Raw genomic sequence first — 21,595 nt, forward strand, 5'->3', positions numbered from 1 at the left:
TGCTAGCTCCCTCGGTATACGGAGTAGCCGAACGGGTTGAGCAGCAGCGGTACGTGGTAGTGCTCGCCCGGCTCGACGGCGAAGACGATCGCCACCTCCGGGAAGAAGGCTCCGCTGTCCCCGGTGCGGGGGGAGTCCTGCTGGTCCGCGGCTCGACTGCGGTGGTCGGTGCCCTGACGGGTGAGGTAGGGCTCGGTGGCGAACTCCAGCCGTACGTGGGTCGTGCCCGCCGGCGGGTCGGGCAGGTCCTTGCAGCGGCCGTCGGCGTCGGTCCGGGAGGTGCCGTGCGGCGCCCAGGGGGCCGCGCTCCCGGCGCGCACCTCCAGGGTGACGGCGACGCCGCGCGCGGGGCGGCCGGCGCTGGTGTCCAGGACGTGGGTGGACACGGAGGTCATGAGGGGTCCTCCTGCGGGGTCGCGACGAGGCGGGTGAGCCGTACGCGGTTGATCCTCCCCAGTTCGGCGCGGACGACCTCGCGCTCGGTGCCCGGGTCGTTGCCGATGCGCTCCTCGAGCGCGGCCAGCATCTGGTCGCCGGTCCTCCCGGTGGCGCAGATGAGGAAGACGTGGCCGTGCCGCTCCTGGTAGGCGAGGTTCAGGGCGAGCAGTTCCGCGCGCTGGGTGTCCCGTACCCCGCTCTGTTCGCGGGCGGACACCGGGTCGCCGGGCCGGGGCCGGCCGATCGGCGGATGGCCCGCGATCGCCTCGGCCAGGTCGTCGGGGCCGAGGCGGGCCGTCGCGGCGTCGGAGGCGGCGAGCAGCGCGTCGAGGGTGTCGTACGGGCGGGCCGCCGTGACGGCGGCACCCCAGGAGCGGCTCGCGCAGACCTCGTGCAGCAGCGCCGCCGCCTCCGGTCCGCCGGCGGCGTTGAACCGGGCCAGGCCCGGGGATGGGCTGGAAGTCACAAGGGCACGCTAGGAGCGTCCACCACACGACGTCAACAGTTTGTTGAAAAGTCGCGGCCCACGACGCCCGGACGGCCGCCGCCACCAGCCCCTCCGCGCGCGGACCCGCGCACCGGCCCGCGGGCCGGGGGCTGCTACCGGCCTTCCTTCGCCGCGTTCTCCCTGTTGAGGTAGTTGTAGACGGTGAAGCGGCTCACGCCGAGCGCCGAGGCGACCGTCTCCACGCCGTGGCGCACCGAGAAGGCGCCGCGCTCCTCCAGGATGCGGACGACCGTCTGCTTCTCCTTGCGCCCCAGCTCCGAGAGCGCCTTGCCGTGGCGGCGCTCGAGGTCGGCCAGGATGTGGTCGAGCGAGTCCGCGAGGTGCGGCAGCCGTACGGCGACGACCTCCGCGCCCTCCCAGCTGAGTACGACGTCGTCACCGCGCGCCTCGCCCGGCGGCACCAGTTCGGCGCCCATGGCGTCGGCGAGCGGCTTGATCGCCGCACGGAGCGGGTGCTCGACCGGCTCGCTCACCGGTCCGCCTCACCCACGACGTTGACCTGCAGCGACACCCGGGTCGCACCGGCCTGGAGGGTGCGCCGCAGCAGATCGCCGACCACCGCGACCACCTGCTCCGTACCGCCCTCGGCCGAGTTGCCGAAGGGCCCGACGTCGACGGCGTCCAGCCCGGCCGTCTCCAGGACCTCGCGGCCCACCACGGCGTGCCGCGGCGGCTCGTCCAGGTCGAAGGGCTCGGTGGTGAATTCGAGTCTCAAGCGCACGCCCCTCAACCTAGCTGGTCAGCGGCTTTCCGGGACATCCCTCTTGACAGCCGCCGTCCGGCTCCGGGAGTCTTCCGTTAAGTAGAAACTAGTTTCCGTATTACGGAAGGGCGCATGTGATGGGCTTCGACTCCACGCGCTTCGATGTGAACCTCTCGATCCTCTTCACCGAACTCCCGCTCCTGGAGCGCCCCGCGGCGGCCGCCGCGGCCGGCTTCTCCGCGGTCGAGCTGTGGTGGCCGTGGACCCGGATGCCGACCCCTCCGCAGTCGGAACTCGACGCCCTGGGCGACGCGTTGCAGGAGGCCGGCACCCAACTGGTGGGCCTGAACTTCTACGCGGGCGAGCTCCCCGGCCCCGACCGCGGCGCCCTGTCCCTGCCGGGCGAGGAGTCCGCCCGCTTCCGCGCCAACATCGACGTCGCCGCCGACTTCGCCCGCTCGGTGGGCTGCACGGCCCTCAACGCGCTGTACGGCAACCGGGTGGACGGCGTGAGCCCCGAGGCGCAGGACGAACTCGCCCTGGAGAACCTGGTCCGGGCCGCGCACGCGGCCGACCGGGTCGGCGCGGTCCTGCTGGTCGAGGCCCTCAACGCGCCGGAGTCGCCGCGCTATCCGCTGGTGAGCGCGGCCGCCGCGGTCGAGGTGGTCGACAAGGTCAACGCCGAGACGGGGCTGGGCAACGCCCGGTTCCTGCTCGACCTCTACCACCTGTCGATGAACGGCGAGGACCTGCCCGCCGTGATCGACGCCTACGCGGACCGCACCGGTCACGTCCAGATCGCCGACGACCCCGGCCGGGGCGCCCCCGGCACCGGCTCCCTGCCGCTGGCCGCCCTCCTGGGCCGGCTGCGCGACGCGGGCTACGACGGCTTCGTCGGCCTGGAGTACAAGCCGGGCCCCGAGGGCAGCGCCGCGTCCTTCGGCTGGCTCGCCGACGCCGACAAGTAATCCGGAGAGGACATCATGACCAGCACACTTCCCACGGTCGCGTGGATCGGCCTCGGCATCATGGGCTCCCCCATGTCGGAGAACCTGATCAAGGCCGGGTACTCCGTCACCGGCCACACGCTGGAGCAGGACAAGCTCGACCGCCTGGCCGCGGCCGGCGGCACGCCCGCGGCCTCGATCGCCGCGGCCGTGAAGGACGCCGACGTCGTCGTCACCATGGTCCCGGCCTCCCCGCAGGTGGAGGCCGTCGCCTACGGCGAGGACGGCATCCTGGCGAACGCCCGGCCGGGCACGCTCCTGATCGACATGTCCTCGATCACCCCGCAGACCTCGGTCGACCTCGCGAAGGCCGCGGCCGCCAAGGGCATCCGGGTCCTGGACGCCCCCGTCTCGGGCGGCGAGGCCGGCGCCGTGGAGGCGGTGCTGTCCATCATGGTGGGCGGCGAGCAGGCAGACTTCGACGAGGCGCGGCCCCTGTTCGACGCCCTCGGCAAGACCGTCGTCCTGTGCGGGCCGCACGGCGCCGGGCAGACCGTCAAGGCGGCCAACCAGCTGATCGTCGCGGTGAACATCCAGGCGTGCGCCGAGGCCGTGGTCTTCCTGGAGAAGTCCGGTGTCGACCTCCCCGCGGCCCTGGAGGTGCTGAACGGCGGCCTCGCCGGTTCCACGGTGCTGACCCGCAAGAAGCAGAACTTCCTCGACCGCGCGTACGCCCCCGGCTTCCGCATCGACCTGCACCACAAGGACATGGGCATCGTCACCGACGCCGCCCGCAACGTCGGCGCCGCCCTGCCCGTCGGCTCGGTGGTGGCGAACCTCGTCGCCTCCCTGCGGGCGCAGGGCGACGGCGGCCTGGACCACTCCGCCCTGCTGCGCGGTGTGGAGCGGCTGTCCGGCCTGCCGACCGGCGGCTGACCCCGACTTCCGGGCGGCGGCGCCCCGACCCGTCCCGTCGCGCCCGACGGGGCGCCGCCGCCCGGAACCACGAACGTCCGCGCCGCCGAGAACTTCTGAGGGGTAGGTCGAGGCGGCGCGGACCGGGCCCCGCCCGGGGACCCGTACCGCGGCCGGGCCGGACGCGGACCGGGTGCCCGGGCGGTGGTGCGTCCTCCCGGCGACACGGGGACGGCAAGACGGGTGCGCGACGGGCTCCGCTTGCGGGAGCATGGAGGGCAGGACCGTTCCGGCGAGCACCGCCGTCCCGCCGCGCCGCCCGCAACGCCGTACCGCCGTACCGCCCAGGAGTCGCGAACCATGGCAGAGAGCGTGCCCGTGCGCTGTCCGGCCTGCCGCCGGGAGCACGCCTACACCGCACCCACCTTCCCCTGCGCCTGCGGCACGCCGCTGGCCCTGCCGATCCTGCGCGGCGGCGTCCCGCTGCAGATCCGCCACCGGTCCTGGGACGACTCCTGGGTGGCCATGCGCTGCCCGGACTGCGGACGTGACGACCAGTGGCCGCAGCCCGAACTGGGCTGCGACTGCGGGGCGGTGGTGCGGCTGCCGGTGGACACCCGGGCACTGCGGGTGCCCGAGCGGCGCCCGGTCCCCCCGCTGCGGCAGGACGGCCCGGGGGCCTCCGCGCCGGCGTCCCGGCCGCCGTCCCGGCCGCCGTTCCGGCCGGTGACCATCCGTACCGCCAGGGACGCGGTCACCGCCGCCGCGCAGTACCTGAAGTGGCTCGGCTTCGCGGGGGTGCGCACCGCGGGGGACCGCGCCGCGAACGGCATCGACCTGCGCGGCGACGGGGTCGTGGCCCAGGTCGACCCGACGACCCGGCCGACGCCGCTGCGGGACGTGGAGACCCTTTGGCTCAACTGCCTCAACGAGGACTCCACCGGGGCCTTCTTCTCCCTGGCGGGCTACGCCCACGAGGCGCGGCTGCGTGCGGACCGGCTGGGTGTGCCGCTCTTCGTCATGGACCTCACCGGCACGCCCCAGCCGGTCAACGACGCCGCCGACGTACTGATCAGGACGGGCCCGCACGCCACGCCCTGAGCCGGGACGAACTCAGGGCTGCCCTTCACCGTCCGTGGTCACTCGGGTCGCGCGACCGCCGCTCCCGGGGGAGTATCGAGAGGTTCCCCTCCGTACGGCACCCCAGGACTACGTCAAGGACGCAGCGATGTCTACGGCCCTTCTGAAGCGCAAGCTCGACAAATCCTTCCGCCGTCTGGACACGGACGGCAACGGGTACGCCGAGCGCGCCGACTTCCAGGACGTCGGCGCGCGGCTGATCCACGGCTTCGGCATGTCCCCCACCTCACCCAAGGGCAAGGCGGTGGCGGTGCGGCTGGACGCCGTCTGGGCGGAGCTGGCGGCGTACGCCGACAGAGACCGCGACGGGCGGCTGTCCTCCGCGGAGTACCACCACGGGATGACCAAGGCCTTCATCGAGGGACCCGCCTTCGACCCGGTCTTCCACCCGGCGGCCGAGGCCGTCGCCCTCCTGTGCGACACCGACGGTGACGGACACGTCGTGCGCGGGGAGTTCGAGGTCCTGCAGCGGGCCTTCAACACCCCGCTGACCGACATCGCCGCCGCCTTCAACCGCATCGACACCGACGGCGACGGCTGTGTGAGCACGGCCGAACTGGTGGCGGCCATCCGCGCCTACTACATCGGCACCGACCCCGAGGCCCCCGGCAACTGGCTGTTCGGGCCGCTCTGAGCCTGCTGTCCCGGGACCCGCCGCGGTTCCCGGGTCGGCCGCGCGTGGAGTCCGGCCGCCGCGCCCGGGAGGTCAGGACGCGGCGGCCGGTGGCACGTCGGGCGAGCCGGTCTCAGGAGCCCGTGAGCGGGATGATCTCGGTGGGCGCGTGGCCGGGTTCGGTGGCCAGTTCCTCGAACTCCACCACGTTGCCGATGTCGTTGGTGACGCTCATGGAGATGTTGGTGACCCGTTCCAGGATCGCCTCGACGACCACCGGCACCCGGTACTCGGCCGCGAGCTTCTTCGCCTGCTCGAAGGCGGCCCCGAGCCCGTCCGGGTCGGTGACCCGGATCGCCTTGCAGCCCAGGCCCTCGGCGACCTTGACGTGGTCGACGCCGTAGGCGCCCAGCTCGGGCGAGTTGACGTTCTCGAACTCCAGGTTGACCTCGAAGTCGATGTCGAACGCCCGCTGCGCCTGGCGGATCAGGCCCAGGTAGGCGTTGTTCACCAGGACGTGGACGTACGGGATCCGGTGCTGCGCGCCGACCGCGAGCTCCTCGATCATGAACTGGAAGTCGTAGTCGCCCGACAGGGCCACCACCGGGGTCGACGGGTCGGCCTTCGCCACGCCCAGGGCCGCCGGCACGGTCCAGCCGAGGGGCCCGGCCTGTCCGCAGTTGATCCAGTGGCGCGGCCGGTAGACGTGCAGCATCTGCGCGCCGGCGATCTGGGAGAGGCCGATCGTGGTGACGTACCGGGTGTCGGGGCCGAAGGCGCGGTTCATCTCCTCGTACACGCGCTGGGGCTTCATCGGGATGTCGTCGAAGTGCGTCCGGCGGTGCAGGGTCGCCTTGCGCTCCCGGGCGGAGGCCGCCCAGGCGGAGCGGTCGGGCAGTTCGCCGGCGGCCCTCAGCTCCTCGGCCACCTCGACGAACAGCTCGAGCGCGGCGCCGGCGTCGGAGGCGATCCCGAAGTCGGGGGCGAAGATCTTGCCGATCTGGGTGGGCTCGATGTCGACGTGCACGAAGGTGCGGCCCTTGGTGTAGACGTCGATCCGGCCGGTGTGGCGGTTGGCCCAGCGGTTGCCGATGCCGAGGACGAAGTCCGACTCCAGGAAGGTCGCGTTGCCGTAGCGGTGCGAGGTCTGCAGGCCGACCATGCCCGCGTTGAGGTCGTGGTCGTCCGGGATGGCGCCCCAGCCCATCAGGGTCGGCACCACCGGGGTGCCGGTCAGCTCGGCGAACTCCACCAGCAGTCCGGCCGCGTCGGCGTTGATCACCCCGCCGCCCGCCACGATCAGCGGCCGCTCGGCGGCGGCCATCATGGCGAGCGCCTTCTCGATCTGGCGGCGGGTGGCGGCCGGCTTCCACACCGGCAGCGGCTCGTACGTCTCGGGGTCGAACTCGATCTCGGTCAGCTGGACGTCGACCGGCAGGTCGATCAGGACCGGGCCGGGACGGCCGGAGCGCATGAGGTGGAACGCCTTCTGGAAGACCCCGGGGACCTGGGCCGCCTCCAGGACGGTGGTGGCCGCCTTGGTCACGGGCGCGGCGATGGACGCGATGTCCACGGCCTGGAAGTCCTCCTTGTGGATCACGGCCGTGGGCGCCTGACCGGTGATGCAGAGGATCGGGATCGAGTCGCCGGTGGCCGAGTAGAGGCCCGTGATCATGTCGGTGCCGGCCGGACCCGAGGTGCCGATGCAGACGCCGATGTTGCCGGGGGCGGTACGGGTGTAGCCCTCGGCCATGTGGGAGGCCCCCTCCACGTGCCGGGCCAGCGTGTGCTGGATGCCGCCGGAGGCCTTGAGGGCGGCGTAGAAGGGGTTGATCGCGGCGCCGGGCACGCCGAACGCGGTGTCCACGCCCTCGCGCTTGAGGATCTCCACTGCCGCTCGGGCGGCGGTCATTCGAGGCATTCGGTCACTCCTGCGTCGTCCTGCTGGCCAGGTTGTCGCGCCCGGTGCTCCACACTTCCCCACGACCCTTTGACATTCCACATAGCGGAAGCCTTCTTTTGTCATGCGGAACTACTGCGAACATAGGGCGACCCTGGCGCGCGGGTCAAGAAGGAGGCGCGAAAGCCGTTCGGGAACGGGGTCGATGGATGTCGGTACCACCCACTAGGGTTCCGCTCGCCCTTCACATCGGCTTCACACGGACCCCAGGTGATCCCCTTGACCACGCCCACGCCCTCGCCCGCGCAGTCCCAGCCCCCCTCAGGACCCCAACCGCCGCCGCAGGCACAGGCGGTGCCCCCGGCCGCGCGGCCGAGACCCCTGCCGCCGTTCGGGCAGGAGGTGCCGGGCTACGGACGCTCCTGCCTGTTCTGCGGCTCCGTGCCCGCCGTCCAGGCGACCGTCCGCGGCCACCAGGGCATGGTCGTGATGATGCGTTTCCTGAAGGTCCGGGCCCCGTTCTGCCGGCGCTGCGGCATCGCCAAGCACCGCGAGATGGTCTCCAACAGCCTGGTGCAGGGCTGGTGGAGCCCGGCCTCGATGCTGGTCAACCCGCTCACGCTGCTGGTCAACCTGTTCCAGCGCTGGAGGATCAACCGCCTGGCCGAGCCGGTCCCCGGTGCCCCCGGCACGCCCGCCGACCCCGGCCGGCCGATCCTGCTCCGCCCCACCGCCCTGGGCCTGCTGATACCCGTGCTCCTGATCGGCGCGGGCTGGCTGGTGCTCCACGACGACCCCGACTTCGCCAAGGCCGGCGACTGCGTCCACAGCAACGGGCAGACCTTCTTCCCGGACGTGAAGGTCGTCGACTGCGGTTCCGCGGAGGCCCAGTACGAGGTCGTCGGCCGCTTCGAGGACACCACCGACACCGGCCGCTGCGACGTCTACCCCCGCACGGTGGCCGCGTTCCTGGCGGAGCACGGCTCGACCAAGTACGTGCTGTGCCTGGCACGCAACGACAACTCCTGACCGCCGCCCGTGCTTCCTGGCGGACCGGCCGTCAGGCGCGGCTCCACTTCTGGTCGTCCGCGCCGCTGCAGCTCCGCAGCCGCAGCCTGGTGCCGTTGACCGCCGGCGAGTCCTCCGCCTGGACGCACTTGTCGGCCTGGACGTTGACCAGGTCGTGGGCGGCGTTGAGGCGGAAGCGCTGGGCGCCGGTGCCGTTGCAGTCGACCAGCTGGACGGCCGCGCCGTCCTCCCGTGAACCGTCCACGACGTCCATGCACTTGCCCTGGGAGCGGATGCTGCCGTCGGGCCTGATCCGCCAGGACTGCGCCGCGCCGCCCGTGCAGTCCCACAGTTGCAGCGGTTCGCCCCACGGAATGCTGCCGTCGATGCAGCGGCCCGAGTCGTGGCTGCGGATCGCCGTGCCGGAGGCGGCGGAGTGCGACGGGCCGACGGCGGGACGCTGCGCCGGCACGCCGCTCGCGGCGCCGGAGCCGGCCCCGTCGGTGGCGCTCGGGGTGGCGGCCGGTCCGTCCGGCGAACCGGACTGCGACGGCCGCGGGCTGTTCCCGGCGGACGGCGACCGGCTGCCGTCGGGGCTCGCCGTGTCCGGGCCCGCGCCGGGTGTCGCACCGCCGGCGGGGTCCTCGTCCGTGAGGGTGACGGCGGCCGGGCCGCGCTCCTGCGTGCCCGCACCCCGCACGAGGAACGGCACGCAGGCCAGCACGCCCACCGCAAGGCCCGCGCCGACCAGCAGGAGCGGACGCGACCAGCCGCGCCGTCCGGTGGCGGGAGCCGCGGGAGGCGCCTGCGGGACCGCGCCCGCGTCCGCCGCCGGTGCGCGCTCCGGGCCGGGGGCGGGTGCGGAACGGGTGGCGAAGGCGAGGCCGGCGGCGAAGCCGTCCGCGTAGGCGGATTCCGGCTGCGCGGACCCGTCCTGCGGCCCGGGCAGCGCGGCGGCGGCCTGCTTGGCGCGCGGCGTCGACACGTCGCCGCTCCAGTCCGTCGGGGTCCGGCTGGTGGTGGAGGAGGCGTCGGCGATCGCGGACGTCCTCCGGGTCCGCCGGGGCAGCCCCGCACCGGCGGGGGAGCCCACCGCCGGGCTCTCGCCGGCCGCCGGCGCCGGCTCGTCGGGAGAAGCCGTCATGAAACCTTCCAAACCCAGGATGTGCCGAGTGCAGCCCCGCCGCGTGGGCCGGGGCTCGGGCACACCCGTCCCCCGGGGCATCCGCGCCGCGACGTCCCCCCGCAACGGGGCTTCCGCGGCAGCGCAGCTCGCACCCTAGCAACCGCTCCCGGCGGCCGGGACGCACGTGATGACGGCCCGGTGTCCGCCGGGTGAACGACCGGTTCCGCGCGGACGGCGGTGTTCCTCAGGAACTGCGGCGGTGGGGCTCCCAGGTACGGCGGACGTCGTTCCACAGGTAGCGGGTGCCGGCGCCCTCGGCACCACCCGTGGTGGCCCAGACGCCCTGCGGGTGGTCGCCGAGGGTGCCCGTCCAGGCGATCTCCAGGCCCACGACCTCCGGGTGGCTCAGGTCGAGTCGCTGGAACTGGGCGACCGCCTCCACCGGAAGCAGCGGATGCACCTGCACCCGGGTCCGGGAGGCCTCGTCCACCAGCCGCAGCACCCCGCCGCCCTCGCGCCGGACCGAGCCGAGCTTCTTCACCGCCGCGACGAAGGCGGCCGCCGTCTGCTCCTCCTCGGTGCTCGCGCGCCGCCGCCAGAAGCCCCGGCCGCCCATGCGCGCCGCGGTCATCTCGCCGAGCTTGGTCCCCATGGCCTGCATGAACGAGCTCAGCAGCACCACCCCGCCCGCGCCGACCACGGCGGACACCAGCTCCGGAATGGCGGACTGGTCACCGCTGCCCGGCCGGACGTCCTCCCAGTGACCCATCCCCGTCGCCCCCATCTCCCGTACGTGTCAGCTGTGTTGCCAGGGTAACGGCGGCGGCTACGGTGGCGTGCGTGATCATCTGGCTCAACGGCACCTTCGGTGCGGGCAAGACCACGACGTGCGCGCACCTGGAACGGCTCGTTCCCGGATCGCACGTCTTCGACACCGAACAGGTCGGTTTCATGCTGCGGCACACGCTCGCCCGGGCCGTGCCCGTACGGGACTTCCAGGAGTGGCCGCCCTGGCGGGCGCTGACCGTGGCCTCGCTCGCGCAGCTGCACGGCTACCTCGGCGGGACGCTGATCGTGCCGCAGACCGTGCTGGTGGAGGAGTACTGGCGGGAGATCGCGCGGGGGCTGGAGCAGTCCGGGCTGCCCGTACGGCACTTCGTGCTGCACACCGACCCGGCCACCCTCACCCGCAGGATCGAGCAGGACACGGTGGAGACCGGCGCCCGGCAGTGGCGGCTGGACCACCTGGAGGAGTACGCGAAGGCCCTGCCCTGGCTGCGGGCCGCGGCGACGGTGGTCGACACGACCGCCGCGCCCCCGGAGGCGGTGGCGCGGCGGGTCGCGGACCTCACGCGGGCCTGAAGGACTCCCGCAGTTCGACCTTGCGGACCTTGCCGCTGACGGTCATCGGGAAGGCGTCCATCAGCCGCAGGTGGCGCGGCACCTTGTAGTGCGCGAGCCGGCCGCGGCAGTACTCGGCGAGCTCCTGCACCGTCAGTGCGGACGCCGGGTCCTTGAGGACGACGCAGGCCAGGATCTCCTCGCCGTACCGATCGTCGGGCACGCCGACCACCTGCACGTCCGCGATCTTCGGGTGGGCATGCAGGAACTCCTCGACCTCGCGCGGGTAGACGTTCTCCCCACCACGGATGATCATGTCCTTGATGCGGCCGACGATCTGCAGGTAGCCGTCCTCCCGCATCACGGCCAGGTCGCCGGTGTGCATCCAGCGGCCCGCGTCGATCGCCTCCGCGGTCCGCTCCGGCTCGTCCCAGTAGCCCAGCATCACCGAGTAGCCCCGGGTGCACAGTTCGCCGGTCGTGCCGCGCGGCACCGTCACGCCGTCCGGGCCGACGACCTTGACCTCGACGTGCGGCAGCACCCGGCCGACGGTGCCGGTGCGGCGCTCCAGGTCGTCGTCCCGGCGGGTCTGGGTGGAGACCGGCGAGGTCTCGGTCATGCCGTAGCAGATGGAGACCTCCGCCATGTGCATCTCGGCGACGACCCGCTTCATCACCTCGACCGGGCAGGGGGAACCCGCCATGATGCCGGTGCGCAGCGAGGAGAGGTCGTACGCCTGGAAGTCCGGCAGGTTGAGCTCGGCTATGAACATCGTCGGCACCCCGTACAGCGAGGTGCAGCGCTCCTGCTCCACCGCGCGCAGCGTCGCCGCCGGATCGAAGCCGGGCGCCGGGATGACGATGCAGGCGCCGTGCGAGGTGGCGCCCAGGTTGCCCATGACCATGCCGAAGCAGTGGTAGAACGGCACCGGCAGGCAGACCCGGTCCTGCTCGGAGTAGCCCACCAGCTCGCCCACGAAGTAGCCGTTGTTGAGGATGTTGTGGTGGGAGAGGGTCGCGCCCTTGGGGAAGCCGGTGGTGCCCGAGGTGTACTGGATGTTGACCGGGTCGTCGCAGGACAGTTCCGCCGCGCGCTCGGCGAGCCGCTCGTGCGGGACGCCGGCCCCGGCCGCGACGAGGCCGTCCCACGTCGGGTCGCCGATGTACACGACCTCCGAGACCGCGGGGCACTGCCCCCGGACCTGCTCGACCATCGCGCGGTAGTCGCTCGCCTTGAAGGCGGTCGAGGCGACCAGCACCTCGATGCCGGCCTGGTCGAGGACGAACGCCAGCTCGTGGACGCGGTAGGCCGGGTTGATGTTGACCATGATCGCGCCGATGCGGGCGGTGGCGTACTGGACGAGCACCCACTCGGGGCAGTTGACGGCCCAGATGCCCACCCGGTCGCCCTTGCCGACGCCCTTGGCGAGCAGGCCGCGCGCCACGTCGTCGACGGCTGCGCCGAACTCGGCGTACGTCCAGCGGCGGCCGCTGGGCACGTCCACCAGCGCCTCGCGCTCCGGCCAGGCGGCGACCGCCCGGTCCAGGTTGCGGCCGATGGTGTCGCCGAGCAGCGCGGTGGTGCCGGTGCCGCTCGCGTAGGACGGCTCGACGGGGATCACGGGGGTGCTCACCGGTGGTCCTCCTCGCGGTACTCGGTGCCGACGGCGCCCTCGGCGGTGCGCCGGCGCAGCTCGATGCGGCGGATCTTGCCGGACACGGTCTTGGGCAGCTCGGCGAACTCGATGCGCCGCACCCGCTTGTAGGGGGCGAGTACGGCCCGCGAGTGGGCGAACAGCGCGGCGGCGGTCTCCGGTCCCGGCTCCCACCCCTCGGCGAGGACGACGTACGCCTTGGGCACGGCCAGCCGCAGCGGGTCGGGCGCCGGGACGACGGCGGCCTCGGCCACGGAATCGTGCTCCAGCAGGGCGCTCTCCAGCTCGAAGGGGGAGATCTTGTAGTCGGAGGCCTTGAAGACGTCGTCGGCGCGCCCGATGTAGGTGATGTAGCCCTCGGCGTCGCGGGAGCCGATGTCGCCGGTGCGGTACCAGCCGCCGGCCATGGCCTCGGCGGTGCGCTCCGGGTCGCCCGCGTAGCCGGTCATCAGGCCCACCGGGCGGGTGGACAGGTCGAGGCAGATCTCCCCCTCGTCGCCGGGCTCGCCGGTGACCGGGTCGACGAGCTCCACGACGTAGCCGGGGCTGGGGCGGCCCATGGAGCCCGGCTTGAGGGGCTGCCCCGGCGCGTTGGAGACCTGGACGGCGGTCTCGGTCTGGCCGAAGCCGTCCCGGATGGTGAGGCCCCAGGCGCGCCGCACGTGCTCGATGACCTCGGGGTTCAGCGGCTCGCCTGCGGCGACGACCTCACGCGGCGGCGTGCGCAGCACGCCGAGGTCGGCCTGGATCAGCATCCGCCAGACGGTGGGCGGCGCGCAGAAGCTGGTGACGCCGGCCCGGTCCATCTCGGCCATCAGGCGGCCCGCGTCGAAGCGCGTGTAGTTGTGGATGAAGACCGTCGCCTCGGCGTTCCACGGCGCGAAGAGGTTGGACCAGGCGTGCTTGGCCCAACCGGGCGAGGAGATGTTGAGGTGGACGTCGCCGGGGCGCAGGCCGATCCAGTACATCGTCGCCAGGTGGCCCACCGGGTAGGACAGGTGGGTGTGCTCGACCAGCTTGGGCTTGGCGGTGGTGCCCGAGGTGAAGTACAGCATCAGCGGGTCGTCGCCGCGGGTGTCGCCGTCGGGCGTGAAGTGCGCCGGGGCGTCGTACGCGTCCTCGTAGGCGTGCCAGCCCGCCGGGGCGCCGCCGACGGCGATCCTGGTGTACCCGCCCGGCACCTGCTCGAACTTCTCCGTGTCCGCGGCCCGGACGACCACGTGGCGGGCCCGGCCGCGCTCCACGCGGTCGGTGAGGTCGGCGGGACCGAGCAGCGGGGTGGCCGGGATGACCACGGCCCGCAGCTTCATGGCGGCGAGCGCCGTCTCCCACAGCTCGGTCTGGTTGCCCAGCATGACCACGATCCGGTCGCCGGCGGCCACTCCGAGGGCGCGCAGCCGGTTCGCGACCCGGGAGGAGCGCTCGGACATCGCGGCGAAGGAGACGACGGACTCGGTGCCGTCCTCCTCGACGATGTGCAGGGCGGGCCGGTCGTTGCCGCGGGCGATGGCGTCGAACCAGTCCAGCGCCCAGTTGAAGTACTCCGGCCGCGGCCAGCGGAAGCCCTCGTACGCCGCCTTGTAGTCCTCGCGGTGGCGCAGCAGGAAGTCCCGGGCCGCCCGGAACTCGTCCGTCCCGCTGGTTGCCGTCATGTGTCCTCCTCGTCGCCGGCCCCCTCGATAGCATCCTGTTGTCAGTGACGAGGCTCTCACTACCCCCGAACGGGGGTGAAGGAGCGGCGAGGGCGTGACGGGATCGGGCGAGGCGGCGGAGCTGCGGGCGGCACTGCTGCGGATGAGGCGCACCAGCGGTCTGCCGGTGGCCTTCGGAGGGCTGCTCCCGGAACCGGGCCGGCTGCGGATCAGCGAGCTGTCCGGCACGGCCACCGCCTCGCTGCAGGGGCTCACCATCGCCACGGGCAACGGCCTGGGCGGCAAGACGATCGCCCTCTCCCGGCCGCTGGCCGTCACCGACTACAGCACGTCCCGGGTGATCAGCCACGAGTACGACGCGGCGGTGGCCGCCGAGGGCCTGCGTTCGGTCCTGGCGGTGCCGGTGGTGGTGCGCCGCCGGGTGCGCGGGGTGCTCTACGGCGCGCTGCGCCGTCCGCTGGCGCTCGGCGACCGTCCGGTCAGCGCCGCGGTGGAGGCGGCGCGCGAGCTGGAACAGCGCCTGGCGGTCCGGGACGAGGCCGACCGCCTGCTGTCCACATGCCGGCAGCCGACCGCCGGGGACCCGGCGGCCTGGGAGGAGGTCCGCGAGGCCCACGGCGAGCTGCGGGCGCTGGCCGGCCGGGTCGCCGATCCGCTGCTGCGGCAGGAACTGCTCGCCGCGTGCGGCCGGCTCGCGGCGGCGACCGGGGCCGCGGGGGGCCGGGACCGCTCCCCCGCCGAGCGGGCGGTCGTGGTCTCCTCCCGTGAACTGGACGTCCTGGCATGCGTGGCCACGGGGGCCACCAACGCCGCTGCCGCCGACCGGCTGGGGCTGCGTCCGGAGACGGTGAAGAGCTATCTGCGCTCGGCCATGCGCAAGCTCGGCGCCCACACCCGGCTGGAGGCGGTCGTCGCCGCGCGCCGCGCCGGCCTGCTCCCCTGATACGCCGGGCCGGGTCTTCGAGGCGGCCCGGCCCGGCGTGCGGACCGGGTGCGGAACGACCTGCCGGAACGCCGCCGGCCGCGGGGGACATGGTCGGCGGAACGGCCCCGCCGGCCGCGTCCCGGTACCGCGTTCACCCGCAAAGCACCCTGATCACGGGCAGCAGCGGAAGTACGGACATGCCGTCGTGTTCACCCCGTCCGGGGCCATTTCGGGGTTTGACCGCCGGCGGGATCGGACCGATCATTCGGGGTGTGTCCACCGGCACACACGGGACGGGGGCCGGCCTGACGAACGGTCCGGTGTTCAACGGGCGGCTGCCCCCGCGCATTTCCCGGTCCGCCGCCTCCGCACGACGACAATTCGGCGGCGGCGGTGCATTTCCCAGTACCGGACGTGGGTCGAGGAGCCGCGCCCGTACCCCGCGATTTCCACGGCTCTTTGCATAACATTGTCCCGGACACGACACGAGGGGAGCGGCGACCGTGGAGCAGGTCTTCGACGTGCCGGCCAGACCCCGACCCGACCAGGTGATCGGGCGAGGTGAGGTGCTCGCGCGGGCCCGCGGACACCTCGTCCAGGGGGGCAGCCTGCTGCTGTACGGACCGGCCGGAATCGGGAAGTCCACCGTATTGCGGACACTCGCCGAGGAATACGGCGCCGACCCCACGGTGCTGCGCTGTTCCGCGACCGAGTCCGAATCGCACCTCCCCTTCCTCGCCCTGGTCGATCTGCTCGGCCTGGTCGCCGACCGGGTGTCCGACCGCCTGCCCGCACCGCAGCGGGCCGCGCTGGAGTCCGCGCTCACCGGCCGCGGGGAGTCCTCGCTGCAACGGGACGGGCTCGCGCTGCGCCTGGCGGTGCTGTCGGTGCTGCGGGCGCTGGCGGCCGACGGCCCGGTGCTGATCGTCGTGGACGACCTGCAGTGGATGGACCCCGCCAGCGCCGAACTGCTCGCCTTCGCGGCCCGCCGGGTCGCCGAGCTGCCGGTGCGGGTGCTCGGCGCCGTACGCACCGACTCCGATCCGCAGGACCAGCACGACCGCTACCTGCGCGCCTTCCCCCAGGACGTGCTCACGCTGCGGGTGACGCCGCTGTCCCGGCCGGACGTCTCCGAACTCCTCGACGGGCGCGGGCACACGGGCCTGCCGCGCGCGGTCGTCCGGGACATCCACCGCACCAGCGGCGGCAATCCGCTCTTCGCCCTGGAGCTCGGCCGTGCCCTCGCCGAGAGCCGCACCCCGCCGCGTCCCGGTGAGCCGCTGCCCGTGCCGACCTCGCTGCGCGCCCTGGTCCTCAACCGGCTGGAGATGCTCTCCGCGGAGACCCGCCGCACGCTGCTCATCGCCAGCGCGGGGGCCCGTCCGACCCTCGCCACGCTGCGCAGCGCCGGCCGCGCCAACGCCGAGAGCGAGACGGGGGTGGCGGCCTCCCTCGGCCTGGTGGAGATGGACCACCACGACGGCACCGAACTGGTGCGGTTCGCGCATCCGCTGATCTCCGCGGCGCTGTACGCGGAGGCCACGCCGGAGGACCGGCGCAGCGCGCACGCCGCGCTGGCCGCGGCCGCCGGCGACCCGATCGAGCGGGCCCGGCACCTGGCGCTGGCGACGAGCGGCAAGGACGAACGGGTCGCGGCGAGCCTGTCCGAGGCCGCGGACGAGGCCCGGGCCCGCGGCGCCCCCTCGGTGGCCGCCCAACTCGGCCTGCTGGCCGCCCGGCACACCCCCGAGGACGCGGTGCCCACCGCGGACGAGCGGCGGCTGCGCGCCGCCGAGGACGCATTGACCGCCGCGGAACCCGAACTCGCCCGTGCCACCGCCCGCGAGGTGCTGGCCCATGCCACGATCCCGGCGGACCGGGTGCGGGCGTGGAGCGTGGTGATCGACTCGGTGGGGCAGGCCCTGTCCGAGGTCGACGATGTCTTCCCGCAGGCCCTGGCGGACGCCGGCGACGACCCTCGGCTGCAGGGCCTGGTGCGCTACCAGCTCGCCTGGCGGGCCCTGGTGGACGGCCAGATGCACGAGGCGCGCGCCGAGGCCGCCCGCTCGGCGGCGCTCGCCGCGCTGGCCGGTGACCGGCGCACCGAGTTGCTGGCGCTGTCCTTCAAGGCGCTCAACGAGACGACCATGGGCCACCCCGACGCGCCCGCCACCCTCGCCCTGGCCTCCGCGGAACCTCAGGACCCGGACGTGGCCATGAACCACAACGGCCCGGTCTACATCCGCTCCCGCTACTTGCTGATGAAGGATCAGCTCAACGAGGCACGCACCGCGTTGACCTGGCTGGCCGGTGAGGCACGGCAGCGGGGCGCGGTGGAGACCGAGGTCTACTCGGTGCGCAGCCTCGCCGAGATCGAGCTGCGCTCCGGGCGCTGCGGCACGGCGCTGGACCTGGCCCGCGAGAGCCTGCGGCTGGCCGAGGACATCGGCATCGGCGAGGGCTTCGCGCTGCAGATCGCGGCCCTGACCGAAGCGGCCGGCGGCACGGTGGAACGCGCGCTGTCGCTGGCCGGGGACGCGGTACGACGGGCCGAAGCCGACAGCGACATGCCGTACATGACACGGGCGTTGTACGCGCTCGGGCACGCGCGGCTGGTCGGCGCCGACCCGCAGGGCGCGGTGGACGCGCTGCGCCGGGTGCGCGCGCTGGAACGCGAGATGGGCGTGACGGAGCCCGCGCGCGGCCGCTGGCAGGGCGACCTCGCCGAGGCGCTGGTCCTGACCGGCGCGCTCGGGGAGGCGCGGGAGGTCGTCGACGAGACGCGCCGGCACGCCCTGCGGCTGGGACGGCAGAGCATCCTGGCCGTCCTGGAGCGCGCCGAGGGGATGCTGCTCGCCGCCCGCGGCGACAGCGACGGCGCGGTGGCGGTGCTGACCGGGGCCCGGCAGCGGCTCGCGGCGCTCGGCTACGGCCTGGAGGAGGCCCGCGCCGTCTTCGCGCTGGCCCACGTCGAGGCGGACCGGCGCAACCGCGGCGCGGCCCGCGCGGCACTGGACGAGGCCGCCCGGCTGTTCCGGCGGTCCAAGGCCCTGCCCTGGCTGGAACTGGTCGGCCCGGCCCCGGCGCCCCCCGCGGCGGCTGCGCCGGAGCTGGACGGGCTGGCCTCAATGGAACGCCAGGTGGCCGCGCTCGTCCTGGAGGGCGCCACCAACCGGGAGATCGCCGCCACGCTCTTCATCAGCGTCAAGACGGTCGAGGCGACCCTGACCCGGGTCTACCGCAAGCTCGGCATCCGCTCGCGCGTCGACATCGTCCGCCTCGCGGCGGGCCGCCGCGCCGGCTGAGCCGCCGGAAGCGCCCCCGGGACCCGGACCCGGACCCCGCGTCCGCCCCGCCCCTCACCGGCGGGCGGACGCGGCCCGGCACACCGGGTGCCCGCGGCCGTCCCGGAAGGCGGTGCGCACGGGTCCACAGCAAGCACACCGCCGAACCGGACGGACCAGCCCCGGCAGCACACCGGGTACCCAGGCCCGTCCCGGAAAGCGCCACCGACCGCACGGCGTCAGGGACCACGGAGGCGACAGCGAACTCACCGCCGGAGAACGCACCCCGCGTCCGCCACGCCCCACATCGGCGGGCGGAACCGTCGGGGCGGGCCGGACCGGGCGTGTCGTCGGACCCGCGGACGGCGCGCGGGCTCAGGCGCCCGCCGGAGCCGGACCCCACCACGCAGGACCATGCCCCTCCCCGAGCACGCCACCAGCCGCGAGCCCGCACCACACACCTCCCGGGCACACATCCTCCGCCGTCCGGCCGGCGCCACAGCCCGCAGACGAGCGCGGTCCGGCCCCGGCCCCGGCCCGGGCCCGGGCCCACGGCAGGGTCGGCATCGGCTCGCGGGCGGGCACGGGATGTGACCGAGGGGTTTCCCTACGCGACCGGGTCAGGGGCTTTCCCTCATTGGGGTGCCCGGGCCGCGTCCCTAGCCTGGGTCCCGCACAGAGCAAGCAGGTTGCCCCGTCCCTCGAGTGCACGTGCGCCAACTCGCCCCTCGTCAGCGGTCGCCGGCGAAGACGCCGGCCCGGGCCGTGCCGTCACGCGCGGGATGCAGCGCCGCCCCCACCGGCGACCCGTGCGTTCCCCCCACCGGCATCCTGAGGGGCCCGCGTCAGGGCTCACCCCGCGTGAGGAAGCCCACCGCCGGCCGGGTGCGCGTCGCAGGGCCCGGTCCGGACGAACTCCTGACCCGGCGGGTCAGGCCGAGCCGGGGGTCGCTGCGGGCTGTCACGAGCCGCCCGCAGCGACCCCCCTCCACGTCAGCGGCCGCCGCGCTCGGCGGCGTCCACGGCGGCGTAGATCCGGTCGAAGACGGGCTTGAGGGCCTCCAGCTCGCCCGGGTCCAGCGGGTCCAGGACCATCCGGCGCACGGCCTCGACGTGCGCGGGCGCGGAGGCCACCAGCTTCTCGTACCCCTCGGGCGTGAGGATCGCCAGCGTGTAGCGGCCGTCCCCGGGGTCCGCCTCGCGGCGGACGAAGCCCTGGTGCTCCAGGCGCCGCACCACGTGCGACAGCCGGGACAGGGAGGAGCTCGCGCGGTCCGCGAGCACGCTCATCCTGATGGTGTGCCGCTCCTGCTCGGAGAGCATCGCGAGGACGTGGTACTCCATCCAGTTCAGGTCCGCGTCACGCTCCAGCTCGCGCTCCAAGGCCGGCAGGAGCCGTGCGATGACGCGGGCCATCGACATCCACGCGGTCAGCTCGCCGCCGCGCAACCAGCGCGGCTCCGCAGCGGCGGGCGAAGGCGGTGCCGCTGTGTTCTTCGTCATGCCGCACAGGCTATCGGACCGCTTGAAGCTTCAATCCGATCTGTTACTGTGCACTTGAAGCTTCAAGTTGAAGCTTCAATTCATACCCCCGCACCAGACAGATCGGGAATCACGCCTCATGACCAGGATCGGCATCATCCTCGGCAGCACCCGCCCCGGCCGCAACGGCGAGAAGGTCGCGCACTGGGTCGTCGAGCAGGCCGCCCAGCACAGCGGCGACGCCACCTTCGAGCTCGTGGACCTCGCCGACTACCCGCTCCCCCACCTCGACGAGCCGATCCCGCCGGCCATGGGCCAGTACCAGAACAGCCACACCAAGGAGTGGGCCGCCAAGATCGGCAGCTTCGACGGCTTCATCTTCATCACCCCGGAGTACAACCACTCCACCTCGGGCGTGCTGAAGAACGCCATCGACTACCTGTTCGCCGAGTGGAACCACAAGGCGCTGGGCGTCGTGTCCTACGGCTCCGTGGGTGGCGCCCGCGCCGCCGAGCACCTGCGCCTGATCGCCGGCGAGCTGAAGATGGCCGACGTGCGCACCCAGGTCGCGCTCTCCCTCTTCACCGACTTCGTCAACTTCAGCGAGTTCGCCCCCGGCGAGCACCAGGCCGCGAGCCTGTCGACCCTCATCGACGAGGTCATCGACTGGAGCCGCGCCCTCGCGCCGCTGCGCGGCTGAACTCCGCGCCGTCCCCGGTCGCCCGGCCCGCACCGGCCGGCGACCGGGCGAGGACGCAGGGCCCGGGGCCCGGGTGGAACGATCCCCCGCCCGGCCCCGCCGTGCCGCCCGCCCCCCTCAGGCGAAGCGCACGTCGTGGTGGTCCGCCTCCGGGTCGGAGGCGGCGAGCAGCCGTCTGCCCTCGGCCTCCAGCGCGTCACGGTCGGCGGCGGCGAGCGGCGCGAACGGCACGACCGTGACCACGGCGGAACCACGCGCCCGCCCGGTGCTCCAGGTGCCGCCCACGAAGCCGTCGACGAGGACCGTGCCGCGGACGATGCCGTTGGCCGTCATCACCCTCCGGACGTGCTCCCGCGCCAGGATCCGCGAACGGTCGGCGTGCGAGAGCACCAGGTTGTCGAAGTCGGCGACGAAGCGGGCGGCCACCGGCAGGTCCGGGTCGGGCAGCGGCGCGGCGTCCGGGTCGTCGTACAGCACCCGGCCCTCCTCGTCGCGGTAGCCGCGCAGTTCCATCGCGGCGAAGACCTCCCGCAGCCCCGTGAGCCCCGACCACTTCTGCGCGTCGGCGACGGAGGCGGGCCCGAAGGCCGCCAGGTAGCGGCGCACCAGCGCCCGCGGGTCGGGGGCGGCGACCGGGGGACGTCCGAGCCAGGCATCGGCCGTGGTGTACGCGGTCCGCCCGGACACCCCCCACACGCCGCGCGGCGGCACCTGCACCAGCGGCAGCCAGTTGCGCAGCGCGTTGGCGAGCGACGCCGGATCGGCGTCCGGCCAGCGCGGGCCGAGCAGTTCGCGCAGCTCCCCCGGGGTTCGCGGCTCCGCCTCGACCAGCTCCCGGCAGGCGGCGACGGCCTCGTCGCGGTCCACCCCGCGCACCCCCGGACCCCAGGAGCCCTGGGTGATCTGCCGGTCCAGCAGCGGCTGCAGCACCGGCCGCAGCCGCAACGCGTCGTCCGCGGTGACCAGATGGACGGTGCCGCGCAGCAGCGCGATCCGCACCACCGCGCGGTCCAGCAGCAGCCGCGACAGGTCGCCGAAGGCGAAGCCCTCCAGCCGGGTCCACAGGGCGGCGTACGCCGCGTGCGGGGCCTGCGACTGAAGGCCCACCAGATGCCCGACCGCCTCCACGGCGCTCATCCCCGACCGCGCCAGCAGCAGTTGCCGGTCCAGCAGGGCCCTGTTGAGCGTACGGCGGCCCAGCACGGCCCCCGGTGTCGTCCTGCGCATGCGGACACCGTACGGCCACGAACAACTCGGGG

20 protein-coding genes are annotated in these 21,595 nt (G+C 73.8%); 9 read left to right on the forward strand and 11 right to left on the reverse strand.

Annotated elements, in window-relative coordinates; all coding sequences use genetic code 11:
- Nucleotides 1-2: 2 nt before the first annotated feature.
- From uraH to ACZ7MY_RS13230, 4 genes are all read right to left on the reverse strand, one after another.
- The gene (gene uraH, locus ACZ7MY_RS13215; RefSeq protein ID WP_499601516.1) at nt 3-395 is read right to left on the reverse strand and encodes a hydroxyisourate hydrolase; all 393 of its coding nucleotides are present in this window, start codon (nt 393-395) and stop codon (nt 3-5) included.
- Nucleotides 392-904, reverse strand: coding sequence for a 2-oxo-4-hydroxy-4-carboxy-5-ureidoimidazoline decarboxylase (gene uraD, locus ACZ7MY_RS13220; protein WP_499601518.1), 513 nt, complete (start codon nt 902-904; stop codon nt 392-394). Before uraD ends, uraH begins: the two co-directional genes overlap by 4 nt.
- 134 nt (nt 905-1,038) lie before the next feature.
- Complete coding sequence (locus ACZ7MY_RS13225) at nt 1,039-1,419, reverse strand: helix-turn-helix domain-containing protein (RefSeq protein ID WP_499601521.1); 381 nt, start codon at nt 1,417-1,419, stop codon at nt 1,039-1,041.
- The gene (locus ACZ7MY_RS13230) at nt 1,416-1,667 is read right to left on the reverse strand and encodes a YkoF family thiamine-binding protein (RefSeq protein WP_499601523.1); all 252 of its coding nucleotides are present in this window, start codon (nt 1,665-1,667) and stop codon (nt 1,416-1,418) included. Before ACZ7MY_RS13230 ends, ACZ7MY_RS13225 begins: the two co-directional genes overlap by 4 nt.
- Before the next feature lie 119 nt (nt 1,668-1,786).
- Between ACZ7MY_RS13230 and ACZ7MY_RS13235 the strand changes: the two genes are divergently transcribed.
- The 4 genes from ACZ7MY_RS13235 to ACZ7MY_RS13250 all read left to right on the forward strand — a co-directional run bounded on the left by ACZ7MY_RS13235 (nt 1,787) and on the right by ACZ7MY_RS13250 (nt 5,285).
- The gene (locus ACZ7MY_RS13235) at nt 1,787-2,617 is read left to right on the forward strand and encodes a TIM barrel protein (protein WP_499601524.1); all 831 of its coding nucleotides are present in this window, start codon (nt 1,787-1,789) and stop codon (nt 2,615-2,617) included.
- A 15-nt stretch (nt 2,618-2,632) separates the two neighbouring features.
- The gene (locus tag ACZ7MY_RS13240) at nt 2,633-3,532 is read left to right on the forward strand and encodes a 2-hydroxy-3-oxopropionate reductase (protein WP_499601526.1); all 900 of its coding nucleotides are present in this window, start codon (nt 2,633-2,635) and stop codon (nt 3,530-3,532) included.
- Nucleotides 3,533-3,871: 339 nt separating this feature from the next.
- Nucleotides 3,872-4,612 carry a hypothetical protein gene (locus ACZ7MY_RS13245; RefSeq protein WP_499601527.1) on the forward strand — a complete coding sequence of 247 codons (741 nt, stop codon included), beginning with the start codon at nt 3,872-3,874 and terminating at the stop codon, nt 4,610-4,612.
- A gap of 127 nt (nt 4,613-4,739) precedes the next feature.
- Nucleotides 4,740-5,285, forward strand: a complete 546-nt coding sequence (locus tag ACZ7MY_RS13250; RefSeq protein WP_499601529.1) for an EF-hand domain-containing protein — start codon at nt 4,740-4,742, stop codon at nt 5,283-5,285.
- Nucleotides 5,286-5,397: 112 nt separating this feature from the next.
- On the opposite strand, the gene gcl is transcribed toward ACZ7MY_RS13250, so the two are convergent.
- Entirely contained in the window at nt 5,398-7,185 is a 1,788-nt protein-coding gene (gene gcl / locus ACZ7MY_RS13255) for a glyoxylate carboligase (RefSeq protein ID WP_499601531.1), read from the reverse strand.
- Nucleotides 7,186-7,443: 258 nt separating this feature from the next.
- Between gcl and ACZ7MY_RS13260 the strand changes: the two genes are divergently transcribed.
- Nucleotides 7,444-8,193, forward strand: a complete 750-nt coding sequence (locus ACZ7MY_RS13260) for an LppU/SCO3897 family protein (protein WP_499601533.1) — start codon at nt 7,444-7,446, stop codon at nt 8,191-8,193.
- Nucleotides 8,194-8,224: 31 nt separating this feature from the next.
- Here ACZ7MY_RS13260 and ACZ7MY_RS13265 read toward each other — a convergent pair whose 3' ends face one another.
- Complete coding sequence (locus ACZ7MY_RS13265; RefSeq protein WP_499601535.1) at nt 8,225-9,316, reverse strand: ricin-type beta-trefoil lectin domain protein; 1,092 nt, start codon at nt 9,314-9,316, stop codon at nt 8,225-8,227.
- A 226-nt stretch (nt 9,317-9,542) separates the two neighbouring features.
- Nucleotides 9,543-10,067 (reverse strand): hypothetical protein, encoded by a 525-nt coding sequence (locus ACZ7MY_RS13270; RefSeq protein WP_499601536.1) that lies wholly within the window; start codon nt 10,065-10,067, stop codon nt 9,543-9,545.
- 71 nt (nt 10,068-10,138) lie between these two features.
- Here ACZ7MY_RS13270 and ACZ7MY_RS13275 point away from each other — a divergent pair, with 71 nt between their 5' ends.
- Nucleotides 10,139-10,660, forward strand: coding sequence for an AAA family ATPase (locus tag ACZ7MY_RS13275; protein ID WP_499601537.1), 522 nt, complete (start codon nt 10,139-10,141; stop codon nt 10,658-10,660).
- Here ACZ7MY_RS13275 and ACZ7MY_RS13280 read toward each other — a convergent pair.
- Entirely contained in the window at nt 10,647-12,272 is a 1,626-nt protein-coding gene (locus ACZ7MY_RS13280; RefSeq protein ID WP_499601538.1) for an AMP-binding protein, read from the reverse strand. The genes ACZ7MY_RS13275 and ACZ7MY_RS13280 overlap by 14 nt on opposite strands.
- Nucleotides 12,269-13,945 carry an AMP-binding protein gene (locus ACZ7MY_RS13285; protein ID WP_499601539.1) on the reverse strand — a complete coding sequence of 559 codons (1,677 nt, stop codon included), beginning with the start codon at nt 13,943-13,945 and terminating at the stop codon, nt 12,269-12,271. The genes ACZ7MY_RS13280 and ACZ7MY_RS13285 overlap by 4 nt, the downstream gene beginning before the upstream one ends.
- A gap of 94 nt (nt 13,946-14,039) precedes the next feature.
- Between ACZ7MY_RS13285 and ACZ7MY_RS13290 the strand changes: the two genes are divergently transcribed.
- Together ACZ7MY_RS13290 and ACZ7MY_RS13295 are read left to right on the forward strand one after the other, a co-directional pair.
- A complete protein-coding gene (locus ACZ7MY_RS13290; protein WP_499601541.1) occupies nt 14,040-14,888 on the forward strand; it encodes a helix-turn-helix transcriptional regulator in 849 nt (282 codons plus the stop codon).
- A 485-nt stretch (nt 14,889-15,373) separates the two neighbouring features.
- A complete protein-coding gene (locus ACZ7MY_RS13295) occupies nt 15,374-18,175 on the forward strand; it encodes a helix-turn-helix transcriptional regulator (RefSeq protein ID WP_499601542.1) in 2,802 nt (933 codons plus the stop codon).
- 972 nt (nt 18,176-19,147) lie between these two features.
- Here ACZ7MY_RS13295 and ACZ7MY_RS13300 read toward each other — a convergent pair.
- Entirely contained in the window at nt 19,148-19,657 is a 510-nt protein-coding gene (locus ACZ7MY_RS13300; protein WP_499601544.1) for a MarR family winged helix-turn-helix transcriptional regulator, read from the reverse strand.
- Between the two features lie 118 nt (nt 19,658-19,775).
- Between ACZ7MY_RS13300 and ACZ7MY_RS13305 the strand changes: the two genes are divergently transcribed.
- A complete protein-coding gene (locus ACZ7MY_RS13305; RefSeq protein WP_499601545.1) occupies nt 19,776-20,336 on the forward strand; it encodes an NADPH-dependent FMN reductase in 561 nt (186 codons plus the stop codon).
- Nucleotides 20,337-20,453: 117 nt separating this feature from the next.
- Here ACZ7MY_RS13305 and ACZ7MY_RS13310 read toward each other — a convergent pair whose 3' ends face one another.
- The gene (locus ACZ7MY_RS13310; RefSeq protein WP_499601548.1) at nt 20,454-21,563 is read right to left on the reverse strand and encodes a winged helix DNA-binding domain-containing protein; all 1,110 of its coding nucleotides are present in this window, start codon (nt 21,561-21,563) and stop codon (nt 20,454-20,456) included.
- Nucleotides 21,564-21,595 lie beyond the last annotated feature (32 nt).

The organism is Streptomyces sp. NPDC111520 (assembly GCF_055635295.1).